Here is a 21515-nt window from a genome sequence, read left to right as displayed (position 1 = left end):
AAAAATGAAAAAGAAATTAATTTATTCAACAATACTCACATGCATGATGCTAGGTGCGTGTAGTGATGATTTTACCGAAATAGCTCCAACTGGTGCACTTTCTGACGAGGCATTGTTAAATGTTACCGGCGTTGACTTAAAATTAACCGCAGCATATTCAGTACTTGATGGCGAACGAGTTAATCGTCAAGGAGAAGGTGTAGCTGCTGGTGGAGATAACTGGTGGACAGACGTAATCGCTGATGACGCACATAGAGGTAGTGAAGATGGTGACAACACCGCTTTATTTCAACTTGAAACTTTAGACTGGCAAACTGGTAACAACTGGTTTTTGGGTAGATGGAGTGCAATTTTCGGAGGTGTAAATAGATGTAATGCGGTTTTAGATCTTATTGATCAAATTCCAGATGAGGATCTATCATCACAAAGAGGAGAAGCATTATTCTTAAGAGGTTATTACAATTTTGAATTACAAAAATTCTTTGGTAATGTACCATTTCTTTCTGTAGAAAATTTAAGAAATGAAGAATTCAACCAACCTAATCCAGGTCCTATTTGGGCTGAAATCGAAGCTGATTTTCAAGAGGCATCAAGCTTGTTAGGTACTGATGTAATTAATGGTAGAGCCAATTTTTGGATAGCCCAAGCTTTCTTGGCCAAAGCATATATCTACCAAGAAAAATGGGACGAAGCATTACCTTTATTGGAAAATGTAATTACAGAAGGACCATATAGTTTAAATGCTGAATATGTGAGCAATTTTAATTATGCAGGTGAAAATGCTGCCGAGTCTATGTTCGCAATTCAATTTTCATCAGATGACGGTCGTTCTTTCAATGGAAACGGTGCAGGAACTTTGAATTTTCCGGGTGGAGGACCTTTAGGAACTTGTTGTGGTTTTTATCAACCTACCCAAGATTTAGTAAATGCGTTTAGAACAGAATCAGGCTTACCATTGTTTGACACATTTGCAGATACAGATGTTACTAGTGATTACGGCATACCTTCATACGAAGAAGATGGCGAAACACCAACTGCTTTTACTCCGTACGATGGACCTTTAGACCCTAGATTGGATTATACGGTTTCTAGAAGAGGTATAGACTATAATGGATTTGGTCCTAACCCTGGTAAAGAATGGATTAGAGCTGCATTTAACGATATTTCTGGACCATACCTTCCAAAGAAGAATGTTTATCAAGCCGATGAGGTTGATGCTAACCGCGGTACTGGTGGTTGGGGATCAGATTGGTCTGGTATTAACTACAACGTTATGCGTTTTGCAGATGTGCTTTTAATGGCAGCCGAGGCTGCTGTTGAGAAGTCTACTCCAGATCTAGCATTAGCATTAAACTATGTTAATCAAGTTAGAAATAGAGCTAAAAACATGACTTATGTAAAAGGCTTTGATGAAGATGGCAACCAAGATGTTAATACTGATGCCGCAAATTATCAAATCGAATTATACACCTCTTTTGCTACGCAACAATTTGCAAGAGATGCTGTACGTTTTGAGCGTCGTTTAGAATTTGGAATGGAAGGTCATCGTCTTTTTGATTTAAGACGTTGGGACATTGCTGAAGAAACGATCAATTCCTACATAGACCGTGAAGGTGAGGATATTGATCAAGCAGATTATAATTCCAAATTTGGAACTTATACTGATAAGCACAACTTATTTCCAATTCCAATTAATGCTATTGACCAAAGTGGTGGTATTTTAACACAAAACCCAGGTTGGTAATATTGAACAAATTATTTTATACTACGAAAAGAGGCTGTTTAATTAAACAGCCTCTTTTTATTATCTTTAAGCCAACCGAAATCAATTCATAAACTAAGAATTTATTTACAACAATTTCAATTCAATCCAACTACCAACTTTTTATTTTCTTATACGGTATGAAAAAATTTTCTGCAATAACTTTACTTATCATAATAGTATTTTCTTCCTGTAAAAAAACTGACAATAAACGATTTTCAAAAATAGACGCAGACCAATCTGGCATTACATTTAACAACAAAATTATTGAGACAGACAGTTTTAATATACTTACTAGTGAATATATTTTCAATGGTGGAGGTGTTGCCATTGGTGACTTCAATAATGACAGCAAACAAGATGTTTTCTTCACCGGTAACCAAGTCGACAATAAACTATATTTAAATAAAGGCAATTTTACCTTTGAAGATATCACTACAATTAGCGGTACTGCCGCATCAAAAAAATGGAAGACCGGTGTTGCCACGGTTGATATTAATAATGACGGATTTTTAGATATCTACATTTGTGCAGCTATGTACCCTTCAAAAGAAGAAAAAGCAAATATGTTATTTGTAAACCAAGGTTTGAACGAAAATGGCATTCCCATATTCAAAGAAATGGCGAAAGAATATGGTATAGCAGATTCTGGTAATAGTATGAATGCAACTTTTTTTGATTATGACAATGATGGGTTACTAGACCTATATGTTTTAAACAATGTTGATGTACATGTGTTACCATCAAACTATAGAAACAAAATTACGGATGGCACCGCATTAAGCAATGACCGTTTGTATAAAAATAATGGAGACGGCACTTTTACAGATGTCACCATTGAAGCCGGAATAACCATAGAAGGTTATGGCTTAGGCATTGCCATTTCCGATTTAAACAATGATGGTTGGTCAGATATATACATAAGTAACGATTACCTAACTAATGACATTTTGTACACCAACAACCAAGATGGCACTTTTTCCAATAACATTGATGACTTCATTAAACACCAAAGTAAATTTTCAATGGGAAATGATATTTCAGATTTCAACAATGACGGTTATTTGGATATCATAACTCTTGATATGCTGGGAGAAACCAACTATAGACTAAAAACCACAATACGTGACACTAAATATAATGATTATGTCATGAACAAAAGGTATGGCTATAGCCATCAATATATGCGTAATATGCTACAAATTGGGCAAGGCAAAGACCTACCATTCAGCGAAACCGGCTTATTGGCAGGTGTCTCCAGAACAGATTGGAGCTGGTCTCCGCTATTCTTCGACGCAAATAATGATGGGTATAAGGATTTATTTATTACCAATGGATTTCCGAGAGATATAACAGATTTGGACTTTGGGGAATTTAATTTCAATGTACGAAGATTTCTGAGTCCAAGGCAAATATTAGATTCTATTCCTGTTGTAAAAATCCCCAATTATTCTTTTGAAAATAATTTAAATGGAACTTTTAAAAATACCAGTGCAAGCTGGGGATTGGACATTCCTTCATTTTCAAATGGTGCTGCCTTTTGCGATTTTGATAATGATGGGGATTTAGATTATATCGTTAACAATATTAATGAAGAAGCCTTTTTATTTCAAAACAATACGAATACTAAAGATCAAACAAATGCTAATTATATAAAATTAAAGCTAATTGGCACTAGAAATAACACATATGGAATAGGCTCAAAAATCGTTTTACGATTTGCGGACAACAAATTTCAATTTCATGAACAATATTTAACAAGAGGCTACATGTCTAGTGTAAGCGATCAAATTCATTTTGGTATAAATAATAGTACCCAAGTAAAATCTATTGAGGTATTATGGCCAGATGGTGGCTTTCAAAAATTAGAAAATCCTTCAATAAATACTACGCTAACCTTTCATCAAAAAGAAGCAAGTGTTCCTTCTGAAAATACATTGACATTTCCATTGATAGAAGAAAAAAATAAGCAAGTTTTTCAAGAAATATCCAATTCACTTAATGTTAGCTATAAACATGAAGAATTAGATATGATTGACTTTAATGTACAACGAATTCTTCCTAAAAAACTAACTCAGAATGGTCCTTGCATTACTAAAGGAGATATCAATGGTGACGGTATTGAAGATTTTATAGTTGGAAGTTCATCTGGAACAGCTCCAGAAGTATTTATACAGGGTAAGAATGGTAAATTCTCAAATTACCCCCTTTATACTGACGTTTACAATAAGACTTTTGAAGAAGAAAGCATGGTATTGTTTGATTTAGAAAATGACGGTGATTTAGACCTATATTTAGTTTCAGGGAGTAATGAGTTCATGAAAGGACTTGAATTTTATACCGATAGACTTTTTATTAATGATGGAAAAGGAAATTTTAAGCTTAGTGAGAATAAAATTCCGAATATTCAGGCAAGTGGTTCTGTAGTAACCGCAGGTGATTTTAATAATGACGGACTTCAAGATCTTTTCATTGGTGGCAGAACTCCGTTTGCCAAATTTCCGATGGCAGAGAATAGTTTCTTACTACGCAATGAAAATGGTGTTTTAAAAGATGTTACAGAAACTTTAGCTCCAGAATTAAGAAATATAGGTATGCTTACCGATGCATTGTGGCAAGATTTTGATGAAGATGGCAAGTTAGATCTAATTGTTATCGGCGAGTACATGCCAATAACATTTTTTAAAAATAATGAATCAGGATTTGAGTTGATCGAAAATACGGGACTTGATAATATTTATGGATGGTGGCAAACTATAAAAGCTGCTGACTTTGACAATGATGGGGATGTTGATTTTATAGTGGGCAATTTGGGAGGTAACAATATCTATCAACCAACAGCTGAAAGACCTATGCATATTTTACATAAAGATTTTGACAACAATGGAACCGTTGATCCCGTGGCCTTCGCTTATTTTCGAAAAAATTATATTGACACTACTTATATTTCAGCCCCAGTTAATTTTGGAGGTGATCTATTTGGTCAAAGTCCCCTATTTAGAGCAAAATTTAACTTGTACAAAGAGTATGCTGCAGCCACACAAAGTATTTTGTTTACCACTGAAGAGCTAGATAAATCTGAAAAATTAACTGCAAATTTTGACAGGACAGTTTACATTGAAAATTTAGGAAATGGAAAATACAAAGCTGATCAGCTTCCATTAGAAGCCCAGTATTCCACAATTAATGGTATTGAAATCTTAGATTTTAATGATGACGGGTACAATGATATCCTATTAATTGGCAATGATTTTGGAAATGAGGTTTTTATAGGAAGGTATGATGCATTTAATGGTCTGCTATTGCAAAATGATGGTAATGGTAATTTTAAATCGGTATCAACTAGCAAAAGCGGCTTTTTTGTACCTGGTGATGCAAAAAGTATCACTACCGTTAAAAATAGTAAGAACGCTCTACCCTATTATATTGTTACACAAAACAGAGATTCTATAAGAATTTTTCAAAAAAACTAGTTCGCTTGAATCATAAATTTCAGCAAGCCTAATTAAATAGAGGATATTTAAATATCTCAAGAGAATATCCAACTTTTGTTAGCTATTTAAATTAAAATAAAAGGGGTAAATTAATCTGTTATATCACAGATTAGTCCACCCCTTTTTTCTGTGTATCTCACTTATCTCTTAATTATCACTCAATCAAAAACAAATACGAACGACATCTCATAGTCGACTAACGACACAACTACAACTATAAATAAAGTATTTGTAAAATTTTACACACAAAATTGGTTATTTGACAAAATATTAACTAATATTATAATAATATTACGTTAATCTTAACTAAAATTAAGATTAGTTAATAAATCAACAATTAATCAAACAACAACTAATTATGAATCAAAAACTAGATTTTAAATCATTAAAATCCAAGAAAAGACAGTCAGTCTTAAGAAGCGGATTTTTATTGATTTTAGCGTCTTTATGCTTTAATGGCCTTAGCGCTAATGAAAAGCCAAACGAAATTAAGTACAATGAACCCCTCAAGGTTCAAACAACTGTGACCGGTACGGTATTAGATGACCTAGGCACTCCGTTACCTGGTGCCAGTATCATCGAAAAAGGTACCACGAATGGTACCCAAACCGACTTTGATGGTAATTTTACCATAGACGTAGCGGCATCTGCAACCTTAGTAGTGAGTTACGTAGGTTTTAAAACTGTTGAAATAGCTGCTAGCTCCTCTCCTATTTCAGTAACCTTAACCGAAGATGCCGCTGCTTTGGATGAGGTTGTGGTAACAGGATATGGTTCTCAGTCTAAAAGGGATGTAACGGGTTCAGTTTCAACAGTAGATGTTGAAGAACTAAATGCCGTGCCTGCTACTACTTTTGCACAACAACTACAAGGTAGGGCTGCCGGTATTGGTATTGTAAATGATGCAACCCCTGGTGGTGAGGCTACGGTAAGAATTAGAGGTTTTGGTACCATTGGTAACAATGACCCTCTATACGTTATTGATGGGGTACCTTCAAGATCACAAGCAAACCTTAACCCAAATGACATAGAATCTTTACAGGTTCTTAAAGATGCATCTGCAGCATCAATTTACGGTTCAAGAGCTGCAAATGGTGTAATAATTATCACCACCAAAAAAGGTAAAATGGGTAAACCGGTCATCACTTATGATACCTATTACGGTTTACAGTCGGGATTAGGAGAAGTAGAAGCCTTAAATGCTGCGGAGTTAGGTGAATACCTTTATTTAGCCGATCTATATGCTGGCAAGGATCCTAGTCATGGTCAATATTCTTTTGGCCCAAATGGAGAAATAGGAATACCTGACTATGTTTTCCCAAGTGGTGCCATGGAAGGTGATCCCGGTACAGACCCCGATTTGTATGCATTGGAAGAAGGTAATATTTATGCCATTGTGCGCGCCGCCGATACCAATTGGTGGAATGAAGTAACTAGAACCGCACCAATTTTAAACCATCAAATATCAGCCTCTGGCGCAACCGAAAATGCAAGATATGCCTTTACACTAGGGTACTTTGCCCAAGATGCCATAACTAAATTTGTAGGCTACAATAGAACATCCATTCGTGCAAATACAGAATTTAAAGCATTAAATAAAAAGTTAACTGTTGGTGAAAACCTTTCTGTAAACTTTGATAATAGAAAAGGTGGTTTTGGAAATGATGAAGAACAAAATGCAGTTTCGGGTTCGTATAAACATCATCCACTTTTACCTATCTACGATATTGCCGGTAACTTTGCAGGTAGTAGAGGTGCTAACCTAGGTAACAACTTTAACCCATATGCAACTTTATACAGAGAGCAAGACAACAGAACATATCGCTTACGTGTATTCGGTAACGTTTTTGCCTCTTATGACATTACGGACGACTTGCAGGTGAAAACTAGTTTTGGTGTAGATGCTACAGGTGAAAGAGGTAGGTATTTAAGAAGACAAAACCCAGAGTATGTAGAAGGAAACTTCATCAGCGGATCTACTTCCACTAACAGGTATGAATATCAATGGCAATGGAATACGGTTTTGACCTATGCTAAAACTTGGAATGAAGTCCATAATTTTGATGCTTACGTAGGGGTTGAGGGTATTGAGGCTTATGGTGAAGAATTTGGGGCCAGTAGAAATGGCTATGCTTTTGAAACACTTGACATTCAACGCTATTTAGATTTAGGTGATGCTACCACGGCGAGTAACTACGGGTATGCATTTAGAGATTATACGCTGTTTTCTGAATTTGGAAAGCTGAATTATAATTACGATGGAAAATATTTAGCTCAGTTTATATTAAGAAATGATGCTTCATCTAGGTTTCAATCTGCTTCTAGGAGTGCAATATTCCCTGCTTTTAGTTTAGGTTGGAGAGTATCAGACGAGGCCTTTATGCAAAATCTAGAAAAGGTAGATGAACTTAAACTTAGATATGGTTGGGGTAAAACGGGTAACCAAGAAATTGGAGATTACAATTCTTATACTACTTACCGCTCCAATATTTTCAACGCAGGATATCCAATTGATGGAGCAACGGGTGCACCAACTTTAGGTTTTGACGTTCAAAGTTATGGTAACCCAAATGCAAAATGGGAAACTACTACATCAAACAACATTGGTGTTGACCTTTCAATGTTCGATAGAAGATTTAATATTGGTCTTGATTTATGGGACAGGATAACGACAGATATGTTGTTTAGAAGACAAATCACGTATACCGCAGGTGATGCACAAGCACCATTCTTCAATGTTGGTGAAATGACCAATAAAGGTGTAGACTTGCAAATATCTTGGGACGATAAAAAAGGTGACTGGGGTTACGGTGTTAGCTTCAACCTTTCTGCTTACAAAAACGAGGTTAACAAATTAAGTGAAACAGATGACGGTACCGTTTTGTTCGGTGATGCTTCAAGAGTTCCTTCTCTAACCATAACAGAAGTTGGCGAACCAATATCATCCTTCTATGGCTTTAAAACCGAAGGAATTTTCCAGTCTCAGGCAGAGGCAGATGCTTGGCCTACATATGGCAGCTACAATGCACCTGGTAAATTGAAGGTAACAGATGTAAATAATGATGGGCAAATAGATGATGATGATAGAACGATCATTGGAAGTCCGCACCCAGATTTCACCTATGGTGTCAATATAGATGTTAGTTACAAAAACCTGGCCTTGAACATATTCGGTAATGGTTCTGAAGGAAATGACATTTACAACTACGTAAGGTATTTTGCAGATTTTAACACCTTTCAAGGAAACAGATCAAAAAGAGCGCTTTATGATGCATGGCAACCTGCCAACCCTTCTGCTCCCGTTGGCGAATGGGTAGCGGCTAATCCAAATGCCACTGTACCGATAATGGATGCTAACGATCAAATTAGTAGTAGACCTTCATCTTATTTCATTGAAGATGGTAGTTATTTTAGACTTAAAAATGTTCAGTTGACCTATTCATTCCCTTCAGATTTAATGGAAAAAATAGGTATTTCAAGAGGACAGATATATGTACAGGGTCAAAACTTAGCTACATGGACAAAATACACAGGTTTAAACCCTGAGATACAAGCAGGTAATAGAGATGACGCTACATTAGGCTTTGATGGCGGTTACATGCCGGTATCGCGTACCTATACATTAGGTCTAAGATTAACCCTTAACTAAAAAATCTAATTGCTTAAAAAAGCTATCATTTAATGAAACATATAAAATTTTAATGATGAAAAGAAAAAATATAATATTAATGGTATTTATCTGTATGGCCATCTTTACGGTTGGTTGTAGCGATGAATTTTTAACACGAACTCCAGAGGGGCAATTTGGTACAAATAGTCTTGAAACGGAAGATGGTTTAGATGGCATTCTATTGGGTGCCTATGCCATGATTGACGGTGCAGGTTTAGATGGCACTGCAGATTGGAACGTTACGGTAGAAAACTGGGCATTTAACATAGCTTCGGATGATGCACTTAAGGGTACCGATGCGGGTGACCAACCAGAGCAGTCTTTTATTGAGGCCTATGACTATCAATCTTTCAATGGTCATATTACAAATAGATGGAGATCATTGTTCAAAGGTGTAGCTAGAGCGAACAATGCCATTAACGCCGCCAATAGTTTAGAAGATCTTTCTGATGAAAAGAGAACCCAAGTAATTGCTGAAGCGCGATTCTTAAGAGGTATTTTTCATATGGAAGCACGCAAAATGTGGAGAATGCCACCTTACATTGGCGAGGAAGATTACATTTTAGATGATGTTGAAAGCACCAAAGTGCCTAATGATCGTGAAATATGGCCGTTTATTGAAGCTGATTTTGAAGCTGCAGCGGCAAGTTTACCCACAACACAAGGTCAAGTAGGTAGACCTACTAGTTGGGCAGCTAAAGCTTTCTTGGCCAAATCAAAAATGTATCAGGGTTGGGACGAGAATGGAACGCCTAATACCGCAAAACTTGGTGAGGCCAAAACTTTGCTAGATGAAATTGTGAACTCAGGTGTATTTAGCCTTGCCACTAAATTTGAAGATAATTTTTTGGTAGCTACAAGAAATAACCCAGAGTCTATATTTGAAATTCAATATGCCGTAAGTAGTGCTGCAGATCAAGCCTCTAGTAGAGGTATGGGTCTTGCCCACCCATATACAGACCCTTGGGGCTGTTGCGGATTTTATCAGGTATCACAGAACTTAGTAAATGCCTATAGAACCGAAGCAGGTTTACCTTTGATCGATAATTTTGATGCTGAGGACATCAGTATAGATACCAATGAAGATGGTACTAGTGCTGAAACGGCTACTTTAGACCCTAGAATAGATCATACTTTAGGAAGACCTGGAATACTTTACAAAGGTTTCAAAATCTATCAAACCGATTTTGTTAGAGATTTGTCATATGCAGGTCCTTTCTTCTCTAAGAAGCATGTTGCAGAGCCAGAAGGTTTTGGTGTTGGCGGATGGGGAAATCTATCAGCAAACAATTACAGATATATGCGCTATGGCATGATTCTATTATGGTTGGCAGAAGCAGAAGTGGAAGTAGGAAGTTTAGAAAGAGCTCGTGAACTTGTAAATGAAATTAGAACAAGAGCCGCTAATCCTGATGGATTTGTACCCTTGGCCACACAAGGTACGGACAGAAATGATTTCAGCATTGTAGAGGGCGAAGCTGCAGCAAATTATGATATTGCAACGTATGATGCACCCTGGACAGACAAAGCTGCCGCAAGGGATGCCGTACGTTTTGAAACAAGATTGGAATTTGCCATGGAAGGTCACCGCTATTGGGATCTGGTCCGTTGGGGAATTGCCGCTGAAACCTTAAACAACTACATAGCCAGTGAGTCTCAACATAGAACATACTTAGTAGGAAAATCTTTTACGGAGGGAAAAAATGAATATTTCCCTATACCAAGTCAAGCAATTGATAGATCTGCAGTTGATGGTCAACCAACATTGACTCAAGATCCAGCTTACTAATTAAAATTATTGTTAATTGTTAGTTGCATAAAGAGTGGTCAAATTATTTTTTTGGCCACTCTTTATTAACTTAAAACTACTTGGTTAAACGATTAATATACACCTATTAAATGAGTTCTAATATAGACAGGTATTTCGTTGAGACCATCGTCTAATTTTAATTTCATTACTTCAGAAGGTACCAAGGGCATATGGCAGGAAATACAATTTTGAGTTTCAATATGTTTATTTACCTCGACGCTACTGTTAATAGCTGTAATAGTATGGCAAGACAAACACTTTGCATTGAAAACATCTTGTTCACCTCGTTCATTTTCATGTGGACTATGACAAGTAATGCAATCCATTTTTGAAGAATTCACAAAACACTTGCTTTCACTGAGAAGTCCCATTTGATTTCCATGAACATCTAATTTGAGATTTCTATTGTTATTCTGATAATTTTTGGAGTAGGCCGATAATGTATCGCCAGCAATAAAGGAGAACGGATTACCTTTTACCTGTTGTGCTTGTAACCCAGAGTGACATACGGCACAGGCATCTAAGCGCTGTTGTTGGGTGTACTTACCATAATTATCTACATGTACACCTACTTTTTCATTAGGGTTGGTCCTATGGTAAACTACGTGTTCTTCTAAAGGTCCATGACACCTTTGGCAATCAATACCTAGCAACAATTTATTGCGTTTATAAATATTTCCGTTACCAGTTTCATTTTTATTTTCGGCAAAGGTCACATGACATTTTAAACAATTATCATCTACAGGTCTATTGAAAGAGTACTTGGGAAAATTGGGACTATTGACCCAATTATTGGTAGGCTCAAAATAGGATACCTGTAATTGATACAGCTTATCATCTTCCCAGCTAAGATAACTTTGCCCTTTTACTCCAGAACCAATAGTAATATCCAGCTTAGATTTCACCAAGGCAGTATCGCCAAACTTTGGTTTGGTCAATTGATAAATCCCATCGTTTTCTTTTATTAATTTTAAACGCACCCCTTTTAGGTTCAGCTCATTGGAGCCTTCGGCAAGTTTACCTTTAATGTGTTCTTCATTGGCAATCGCTGACGTGTTGTAATGAGCTGTTTTTACATGGCTCTTAAAAATATCTTCATGACATTCTATGCAGGTATCCTGAGCTACAAAGTTTTTGCCATTATAATGTGTAGCTACAATTTCCGGCTCTAAATAATCCGAGATTGTAACAGTATGTTTTAGATACCATAAGATATAAACAAGCAAAACAAGTACAATTGACCATAAAATGTATTTTGTATGCTTGCTTTTCATTGTAGTTTTTAAGATCTACTTTAATTCCTGGTTCATAAACCAATCATAAAGTGCATCGGTCTCATAAGCTTTTATCCATGCACTATGACCTACGTTAGGATATCTTGTGAAAATTACCTCATATCCCATTTCCTTTAATTTAGCCACCATATTTTCAGACTCTGAGAATGGAATGGATTTATCTTTCTCACCATGAAAGACCCATATGGGCATTTCCCTATTGATCCACGAAGCATAGGGCAATGGTGCCATACCACAAACTACTGCCATTGCAGCAAATGTATTGGGATACTGCACTGCCATTTCCCATGCAGCGCCACCACCCCTACTCAATCCGGTTATATAAATCCGTTTTTTGTCTATTCTATTATTATCCACAATAGAATCTAACAACTGTTTAACAGCCCTTGTATTCCACCATTTCTTGGCGTTGGGGTTCTGTGGCGCCAAAATCAAAAATGGGAACTTTTTTCCTTGAACTATCAATTTTGGAGGACCATTTCTCTTCACCGTGACCAGGCTATCACCAGATTCACCTCCGCCGTGCAAAAACAATAAGATCGGAAACTCTTTATCAGGTTCGTCCTCATAATCCTCAGGATAGTACAAATAATAAGATAGTTTCTCTTTTACATTGGTCTCCATCTCAGCGTCTATTAGACTAGGCTTTTCTTGAGATGCACAACTTTGAAAAATAATCAATAGAACTATATACGGAACAATCCTCATCATAAAAACAATTTACGCTCAAATGTACCTAAAAACAAGTTGTATTAAAGTTAAAGTATCATTAGATCAATTTGGATTTCAAATGCTATTTACCAAAACTAAGTTATATACAATCACCCCTAAACAAAGAAGGAGATGCTCTTAGCATCTCCTTCTCTTAAAATCATATTATTTTAAAGTTATTACCTATACAATGTAAAGTGACCTACATATTTGATGGCATCACTATTTGCATTTACAACATACCAATAATCACCCGTAGGTACCTCTTTACCTTCATAGGTTCCGTCCCAGCCACTGACCTCATCCAAAACAGCTACTACCCTACCGTAACGATCGTAAATTTTAACCACTACACCATCAAATAGCTCTCTATTATTTGGAGACCAAATATCATTCAAGTTATCACCATCAGGTGTAAAGAAATTAGGAAATTCTAACATTCCGGTGAATTCAAAAGGTACACTAAGCTCCAGTTCACAACCTCTTGCATCTCTAACACGAACATTTACAATTCCGCTTTCATTGGTCGTAAATACGGTCTCATCTCCAAAAGATTGTCCGTTGAAAAAGAATTCATACTCGCCATAACCACCAGCGGCAGAAGCTTGAACTTCATTGGGACCAGTTTTATCAACTACCAAACTTAATGGCTCATAACCATCTATACTGAACTCAACACTATTGGTACAACCATTTTCATGATAAATATATACAATGTGATCACCGGCAGGTAAATCTCCCCATACATACTCATCAGTAGCATTAGCCGTAATAGCATCTGTAGGATCTATTGGATCTAGAGCAAACATTAGTTCCGGCAAAAGATTATCATTTTCCAGTTGAATAGTGGTTGTACTGGTAGGGAATATACCTTCGCAACCATACTGCACCTGAGCTGCTGCCGTTAAATCTACTCCAATATCTATAGTAAATAATTCTGAAGCCGTACATTGGTTTACATCTTGTATATAGATAACATAAGATGCTCCACCCTGTAAGTCTTCTATTATTTCACCAGTATAGGGTGCAAACGTGGCGGTACCCGATTCATCTACCGGATCGATCATTTCTATTTTATATTCAAAATATGGCGTAGGATTTACTAAAGGATCATTGAAAGGAGTACCTCCAATGACATCAAATACCACAGTACCATTATTTGCACCTATACACAACTCAGGTGTAGTATCTATATTGACCACCTCTATTTGATCAGGCTCTTCAATAGTAATAAAATCCTTTTCAAAACAGCCATTATCATCCTTGATCAAAATCTCATAAGTACCTGCCGCCAACTCATCAAAAGTATATGTACCAGGGTTATCCGAATCACTAAAGAACTCATTAAAATTAGGAGCAATCGCAAACTGTATTAACCCTTCACCACCGGCGCTAACAGATACGGTTATGGTACCATCCTCTTCACCGTTACATGAAACATTTGTAGGCACGGCGTCAAAAATTATAGGATCAGGTCTAACTATTGCGAACGGACCAGCAATATCACTACAAGTAGCTCCACTAGTTACCGCTATATAGTATTCGGTTCCTTCAGCTAAACCTTCAAATGTACCGTTATCTTGGGGACCTCTTACCACTGTTGCAGTAGCTGCAGGATTAAAAGCATCAACAGGATCACCTTCGTATAAATAGAACACATCTTCACCTACACCGCCGTTCACAAAAGATTCTATTCTACCATCCAATTCAGATGCACAAGAAATATCATCTGGTAAGTTAGGTAATAACGTTATTCCCGTAGCATCGGTCATGGTAATACCATTTGATCTAATTGCGGGGCAAGCACCTGCGGCATTTACCTTTCTCACATCAAATTGATAAGTAATACCCTGTACTCCAGATATGGTAACAGAATTCCCTGTCATTGGTTGATAGGTACCAATGGTAACACCGTTTTCTACCCTTAAATATTCATAAGTAAACAAAGGATCAGGGTTTTCAACGGTCATTCTCATTTCGCCATCCCCTCCACAACCGGGCACTCTTGTCTGTACCAATACCGGCTGAATTGGTGGTGGTGGATCTACATAATAAGCTTCGGTAACAAAAGAACATCCAAAACTAGACGAAACTTCTATTGCGTACCAGCCAGCACTAATGTACCCTCCACTATCTCCAATAAAGGTTGGTGTATTCTGCAAACCACTTTCAGATACTACAGCCGTATTATCATCACCACTTAAATACAATAATGTATAATTGTAACCTGCACCAGGAAAACCACCACTTGCTCCTGCTGTTGCAGTAATAGCATCACCAGACGTAATATCATAAGCTTCTAAAACCGCATTATTACCATTTGGACAATCTAAACTCTGTGGTTCTCTTATACCGGCAACTATTTGCGGTACTTCTTCTAATTCTATCTCCACTGTATTTGTACACCCTTCTACATCCCTAATTTCTATCTCATAGAAACCGAATGACAAGCCGGTAAATTCATTATCATTGGAAAATGCAGCAATTTCACTGGTATAAGTAGCACCATTATCCGTGCTCATTAATATTCTATACTCATAAGGAGTAGTATCCCAACCACCAGTACCTGTAGCAACAATTTCACCTGTGTCATTGGTACAGCTAACATTTCCTATAGAGTCTGCCGTAACCTGTAGCGGACCGTTAGGTGTTCTAATATTAGCAACATTACTGATACCTGCACAATATGGATTACCCACAGAAACCACATCTACAATTAAATTACCACCAGGTAAATTATCTATACGGGCTTCATCGCCATTAACATCAGGGAAATTATTGGTATCAAAAGTTCCTGAAGCCAAAGGAGTTGTTCTAGCATCATCAGTAGCCTCATAAACGATGTAATCATATACACCATTATAATCACCTACGGTGATGAACAATGCTCCATCGTTACCAGGCACCGCACAGCTAACCGGTTTAGCCTCACTTATTAACACTGTTGGTGCAATAGGCGTGTTAACCGTGTGCACAGGCATTGGATAGGTACAACCTACTGTATTATCAACGATTTCGAATAAATAATCACCAACATCCGGTAAAAACACGTCTACATAATTATTTCCGGCTGAATTTGTTACTGGAGCAACTGCTGTAACCGAAACCGTATTTACAGTAAAGTCAGCTGTACCCGCAACTTCTATACGAACACGTTCATCATCTCTACAATTTAAAATATCAATATCTATGATTGTAGGTACAACATCTGTTGGCGGATTGATGGTAGGCACATCAAATGTAGTTTGACAACCGTTACCATCTATAGCATAAACCGTAATATTCTGAGCAGAACCATTATCAATGATTTCAAATGTATTACCTGTTTGATAGTTCTCGAACCCGGTAATACTATATTGATAACCTGAGCCTATGGTACCGGCATCAACAACGTTCACGGTAATAATGGTGGAACTATATCTATTAGCACCTGGTTCACAGGAAAAATCCGCTGCGCTGGCAGTAATACTAAAATCATCGGGGTTATTTATGGTATGTACCGAAGACAACACCTCACAGTTACGTGCAGTAACTACTTGCACTTGGTAATCTCCCGCAGGCAAACCTGAAAAGGCTCCCGTATTATTCCTTGTAACTTCCGTTGTACCAGATGTAACATCATTTAGGATATAGGTTAACGGAGTATCTTGCGAAGTAAAAGGAACCATTGCATTTGCAGGACCAACTATTACTTCTATAAAACCATCGTTCTCATCTCTACAGCTAATATCATCAGCATCTTGAGCAACAATTACTGGTTGAGCAGCCTGATTAAGAATAATGTTAGATACCGTAGTTTCACAAAAACCAGTTCCATCATTTACAACACGGTCAGTGATTACAACTTGGTAATTACCAGGTTCTAAGCCAGTGAATACCGGATCATTGGTTTGTAAGACCGGTGCTACCGCATTTGAATTATAATCTATACCTGTTAGTTCATAATCGAAATCTCCACTTCCGCCATTGGTACTTATTGTAATTTCTCCATCAGCATCATTACAAGTACTATCAGTAGTAAAATCACCTGTCGCAGATAAGAAATCATAAACCGTGGCAGTACCTTGACTTGTACATCCATTGGCATCAACTACATCTACTACATAATCACCTGGACTGCTTACCGTGTAAGTGTAAGTCCAATTTGTACCATCATCCGTAGGTAATTGTTCATCACCACCCAGAGTAAATCTCGGTGTATTCAAAGAATTTGGTACGGTAACGGTAATATCAAATGCCGTTGAGGTAGGATCACATTGATTAACAACGGTAAAAGTAGGAGCCGGTAAATCTGGATCTAAAGAAATAATGGTAGCAATATCAAAAGATGTACATCCGCTAGCATCTCTAACATATACGTCATAATCACCATCAGGGGCTGTAAATGTGGTATCTGTTGTCCAATCACCAACCGTAGGCACATCACCATTGTTCATAAAGGCAAATTCATACGGTCCGCCAGAACCACCTCTTCCTTGAACGGTAACTTGACCAAAGGCATTACAATTTGCAGGAACTTCCTGTAAAATATCAATATCCGGTAAATTTTGATCAATAGTCACAGATGCAGCATCTGTACAAGTATCAGTTAAATTTTCAACCAAAATTTGATAATCTCCAGGCAATTCCGCGTAGGTACCGTTATAAGGTAAACCTGTAGTTGTCAAAGCAGCTTCTAACTCCGTTTCCGATCCATCCTCGTTATTGATCAATACTATTCTTAACTGATCACCAATAGTATAACCAGTAATTTCATAGGCTATTTCACCATTTCTGTTGATATCACAGGCACCAGGTGTGGAAGATGCCGTAACATCCAAAGAGGACGGACCCTCAACTGGTGGAATTTCTTGCTCATAGGTACAACCAGTACCCACATCCAATACTACAACAGTATACGCTACACCATATTGAATACCGTCTGTAGCGTTGCTAAAAGTATGGTCATTGACCCCTGGTGTATTATTTAGATTATAGAATGATGGCTGATCCAACAATCTTATCTGATAAGACCCTGAACCTCCACTAACATTAACAGCATAGGTGAAAGCAGTATCATCACAATCTAGAGGTACCGGTTGCGGAATTGGTGTAATCACCACTTCATTTGATGTAATGGTAACCATATCAATATCGTTACAACCATTGGCATCTATCGTAATAATAGTATAATCTCCAGTTACCAATGAAGGGTCTAAGATTTGGATCGGAAAAGTACTTTGATCCTCTACACGAGTAATTTCTACACCTGTATTATCCTCTATAATAAAATCAAAACTAGGCGTACCATCTGTAACTGCATCAATACTTATACCTCCACTAACTGGACCACTACCACTACAAACTGCCTGAACTTCTGAAACTGTAGTTGCAGGTGGTGGCGTACTATCCAAAATAATATCAAAAGTATCTGCAACGGTTTCACAACCTCTAGCATCTCTAACCAAATAAGAATACGTTCCAACGGTCAAATTTGAAAATACAGTTTCTGAACCCCAACCATTACCGTTAAAATTTACTTCATATGGTGGCACCCCACTTGTTGCATCCGGTGTTATTGTTACTGCTCCATTATTAGTTGAGCTACAGCTAACCGGTCTAGTGGTAATATGTGCTGCCGCAATATTCTGTGGTGGGTTCAACGTTATAGCAACCGATTCGGCAACACAACCACTACTTGTAGTATTGTTATCCGTAATTCTAAAGACATAATCACCTGGGGTAGCGGTATCGTATAAAAAGTTGTTGGAAGTCAATGGTATTGCCGCACCAAAAGTTACCCCGTTATCAGAACTAACTTCATATTGTTTAGCCCCAGGGCCTGCAGTATAGCCACCGTTCACCTGAACTCTTATTTGACCAGGAGCTCCTCCACAAGGTATTTCAGTTTCAATACTGGTGTTTACCCTTAATTGGGGCTCAATGGTTATAGGTAAGCTATCCGAGCAATCATTACCATCTACCACCTCAATAGTATAGTTACCAGGAGATAGGCCAGAGAAAGAAGCACTCGCCTGTAAAGTACCACCATTAATTCTATATTGGTGCGTACCTACTGCTGCAGTACCAGCAGTGGAGGTTACGGCAACCGTAGCTCCTACACCGGCTACAAAACAAAAATCTGAAGACGGACCATCTAATGCAATAGTTGGCGCATCAATTGGGTTTAAGTCAAAAGTAAAGGTATCTGTACAACCTTCAGCATCTTCTACAGATAATGTGTATGTTCCCGCTGCAGAAAGATTACTAAAGGTTCTTCCAGATCTTGGACCTATTTGTGGTCCTACCGGAGGAGTCAAGGTATATCTATATGTTCCCCAACCACCGGTTGCATTTGCTCTTACACTTCCTAAATTACCATTGGCACAGCTCATTGCCGTAACCGTACTCGTAGATAAATCTAAAACAGGAGCCTCTTCAATATCAAAAGAAGTAGTATCCGTACAACCGGTATCGGCATCGGTTACTGTAATGGTATAGGTACCTGCACCTGATAAAGGAAGTGCTACTTCATTATTATTTTGAGGTCCTCCAGTGAATAATCCACCATTAATGTCATAGGTATAATTGTTAGCAAAACCATCTACAACAAAGGACCCCGTACCATCGGTTGAACCGTTACATACCCTTAAGTCGCCACCAGATTTTACTCGTACCCTAATAGAACTAATTTCAACCGGTCTAAAACCTTCAGTATACGAACATCCGTTAACATCGGTTATTTGAAAGATATACGCTTGTGAGGTCATTAAACCCGTAAACGTATCATTAGTACCATTGTCAACATACGCCGGACTAATTATTTCATATCTATTTACTGCAGCATTACTAGTAGGTGTCAACTGAACATCTGTAGTACCTGCTGCACAACTTGTATTACTTTGTGCAAAATCTAAATCCGTAGGTGGATCAACATCTAAAATATCAATAGCAGTAAGTTCTAATCTACAACCGCCAGCATCACGAATGATCGGTGTATAAGTTCCTGCCGCCAAATCTGTGTACGAAGTAACAGTTGAGAAGTTTACACCATCAATACTAAACTCATAACCACTACCCGAGCCTCCTGAAAATGGACCAACAAAATCAATTTGACCACCTACCGTTCCAGCTCCAGAACAGGTTACATCTGCCACTTTAGTAGCGCTTCCGGTCAATGAGCCCACAGTATCTACGGTTACAGATGGCAAATCTAAAGTACACTCAAAACCTCCTTGTTGGTATCTTACCTCTATATCATTATAGGTACCTGCCGCAACAGAAATCTGTGGCGTACTTACCCAAGGATCAGCTGCACTTTCCCTATATGAAATATTATAACCTCTACCATTATTAATGGTGAACTCTAATTTTGCACCACCGTTGCTACATGTACCATCTATACCTGCAACTGTAACATCTGGTGGTAACAGATCTTCTACATCAGATGATGCATTTATAATACAGCCGTTACTATCAGTAATAACAAAATCATAAGTTCCTGCCGCAGTTACCGTATAAGTTGTAGTACCAGAATCGGTAGCAGCATTTCCAAAAGAAGGTTGTACCGGACCACCATTAACCGTAAACGTATAAGGTGCAGAACCACCTGAAGTATTTAAGGTTATATCTACACTTGAGATATTAGAACACCCAAAACTACTGTTTACCTCGGTAGATGCATCTAAAGCAGAAGCACCAGCACCAATAGTTAATGGATTACCATTGACATCAACACTTTGCCTAGGCGGATCAATTCCGTTTAACGGATCACCAGTACATTGCTGTGTTTCTACCTGTACCGTATAAGTTCCAAAACCTACAGCAGAAAAAGTGTAGGGATTTGTAGAAACAAAAGCGGTAAACTCTTGGGCAACGCCACTAGAATTAAGCAAGGTATATTTATATGGACCAGGAACGTTTGAGGCGGTTACGGTAATACTACCGGTATCACCACTACAAAGGGCATCTGTAAACGTTGCCGAAATCTCAATTTCCTTTTCTTCTATAACTATAGGCTCATATGGGTATTCACAAGTATTTGCCGTATTTCTCAATCTAGCTTTTACATTATATGTACCAGGTGCCAAATTTGAGAAAATAGCTCCTTGCCAAGCTCCAAATCCGCTACCACTATCAATAGCAAATTCATAGGCACTAGAAAGATTTGTTATTTGAATTCTACCATCAACCCCACATATATAGTCTTGTTTTACATAAGTTTGGGTAATGGTACTTTTTTTAACCTTAAAGTAATAAGGTTGTCCGTCTACTAAAACCCTATACTCAGCTCCAGAAGTAGAGGGTACAGAGCTCGCATCAAGAGTAAAGGTTTGTTGCCCAGTTACAACATTTGAATAACAAGAAGCAGTGGTATTAGGACATTCAGTATTAACATCAGGAGAACAAGAACCTCCCAATTCTTGCCATATTACACTACTATAAGGACCTCCTGATAAACTTATTATACGATCATCATAATCCCCACATAAATTAAAGCGGGCAATTGTAAATCCGTTATCATTACACGTTTCGGTAGCATCTGCACCTACAATAACCGTATTGAACATTGCAGGAGCTGCCAAGCTAGCTTTTTGCGTAAGCGCTTCTTTATTTTCTTTTATGGGTTGACTTGTGGTAGAAATCGAAACAGCCTTTTCGATTACATGGGCCACCTCTGCATACAAAGTACTTACTTTGGAGTTGGCCAGAGCCGTAGTACCAATTACTGAAATAACAATCAGAAACAGTACATACAGCGTATACCGCTGTTGTTTTGGGAGCATAGGTTAAG

7 protein-coding genes are annotated in these 21515 nt (G+C 37.8%); 4 read left to right on the top strand and 3 right to left on the bottom strand.

Annotated elements, in window-relative coordinates:
- The first annotated feature begins 4 nt into the window (after positions 1-4).
- The 4 genes from YQ22_RS14760 to YQ22_RS14745 all read left to right on the top strand — a co-directional run bounded on the left by YQ22_RS14760 (position 5) and on the right by YQ22_RS14745 (position 10715).
- Positions 5-1744 (top strand): RagB/SusD family nutrient uptake outer membrane protein, encoded by a 1740-nt coding sequence (locus YQ22_RS14760; protein WP_071341794.1) that lies wholly within the window; start codon positions 5-7, stop codon positions 1742-1744.
- 158 nt (positions 1745-1902) lie between these two features.
- Positions 1903-5235, top strand: coding sequence for a VCBS repeat-containing protein (locus tag YQ22_RS14755; RefSeq protein ID WP_071341793.1), 3333 nt, complete (start codon positions 1903-1905; stop codon positions 5233-5235).
- A 379-nt stretch (positions 5236-5614) separates the two neighbouring features.
- Positions 5615-8905, top strand: coding sequence for a SusC/RagA family TonB-linked outer membrane protein (locus tag YQ22_RS14750; RefSeq protein ID WP_083414267.1), 3291 nt, complete (start codon positions 5615-5617; stop codon positions 8903-8905).
- Positions 8906-8957: 52 nt separating this feature from the next.
- The gene (locus YQ22_RS14745) at positions 8958-10715 is read left to right on the top strand and encodes a RagB/SusD family nutrient uptake outer membrane protein (RefSeq protein WP_232231204.1); all 1758 of its coding nucleotides are present in this window, start codon (positions 8958-8960) and stop codon (positions 10713-10715) included.
- Between the two features lie 92 nt (positions 10716-10807).
- Here the strand turns inward: YQ22_RS14745 and YQ22_RS14740 are convergent, their stop codons facing one another.
- From YQ22_RS14740 to YQ22_RS14730, 3 genes are all read right to left on the bottom strand, one after another.
- Positions 10808-12010 carry a multiheme c-type cytochrome gene (locus YQ22_RS14740; protein WP_071341791.1) on the bottom strand — a complete coding sequence of 401 codons (1203 nt, stop codon included), beginning with the start codon at positions 12008-12010 and terminating at the stop codon, positions 10808-10810.
- Between the two features lie 15 nt (positions 12011-12025).
- Entirely contained in the window at positions 12026-12742 is a 717-nt protein-coding gene (locus YQ22_RS14735; protein WP_058103302.1) for a prolyl oligopeptidase family serine peptidase, read from the bottom strand.
- A gap of 179 nt (positions 12743-12921) precedes the next feature.
- Positions 12922-21507 (bottom strand): T9SS type B sorting domain-containing protein, encoded by an 8586-nt coding sequence (locus YQ22_RS14730; protein WP_071341789.1) that lies wholly within the window; start codon positions 21505-21507, stop codon positions 12922-12924.
- Positions 21508-21515: the final 8 nt, after the last annotated feature.

It is taken from the genome of Maribacter sp. 1_2014MBL_MicDiv (assembly GCF_001865655.1).
GTDB lineage: Bacteria > Bacteroidota > Bacteroidia > Flavobacteriales > Flavobacteriaceae > Maribacter > Maribacter dokdonensis.
Note: the sequence above shows the minus strand (reverse complement) of the source record. Positions and strands in the feature narration are given on the sequence as shown.

Coding starts and splice junctions, on each gene's coding strand:
- YQ22_RS14750 (WP_083414267.1), top strand. CDS start 5,615: ATGAATCAAAAACTAGATTTTAAATCATTAAAATCCAAGAAAAGACAG.
- YQ22_RS14760 (WP_071341794.1), top strand. CDS start 5: ATGAAAAAGAAATTAATTTATTCAACAATACTCACATGCATGATGCTA.
- YQ22_RS14745 (WP_232231204.1), top strand. CDS start 8,958: ATGATGAAAAGAAAAAATATAATATTAATGGTATTTATCTGTATGGCC.
- YQ22_RS14730 (WP_071341789.1), bottom strand. CDS start 21,507: ATGCTCCCAAAACAACAGCGGTATACGCTGTATGTACTGTTTCTGATT.
- YQ22_RS14755 (WP_071341793.1), top strand. CDS start 1,903: ATGAAAAAATTTTCTGCAATAACTTTACTTATCATAATAGTATTTTCT.
- YQ22_RS14735 (WP_058103302.1), bottom strand. CDS start 12,742: ATGATGAGGATTGTTCCGTATATAGTTCTATTGATTATTTTTCAAAGT.
- YQ22_RS14740 (WP_071341791.1), bottom strand. CDS start 12,010: ATGAAAAGCAAGCATACAAAATACATTTTATGGTCAATTGTACTTGTT.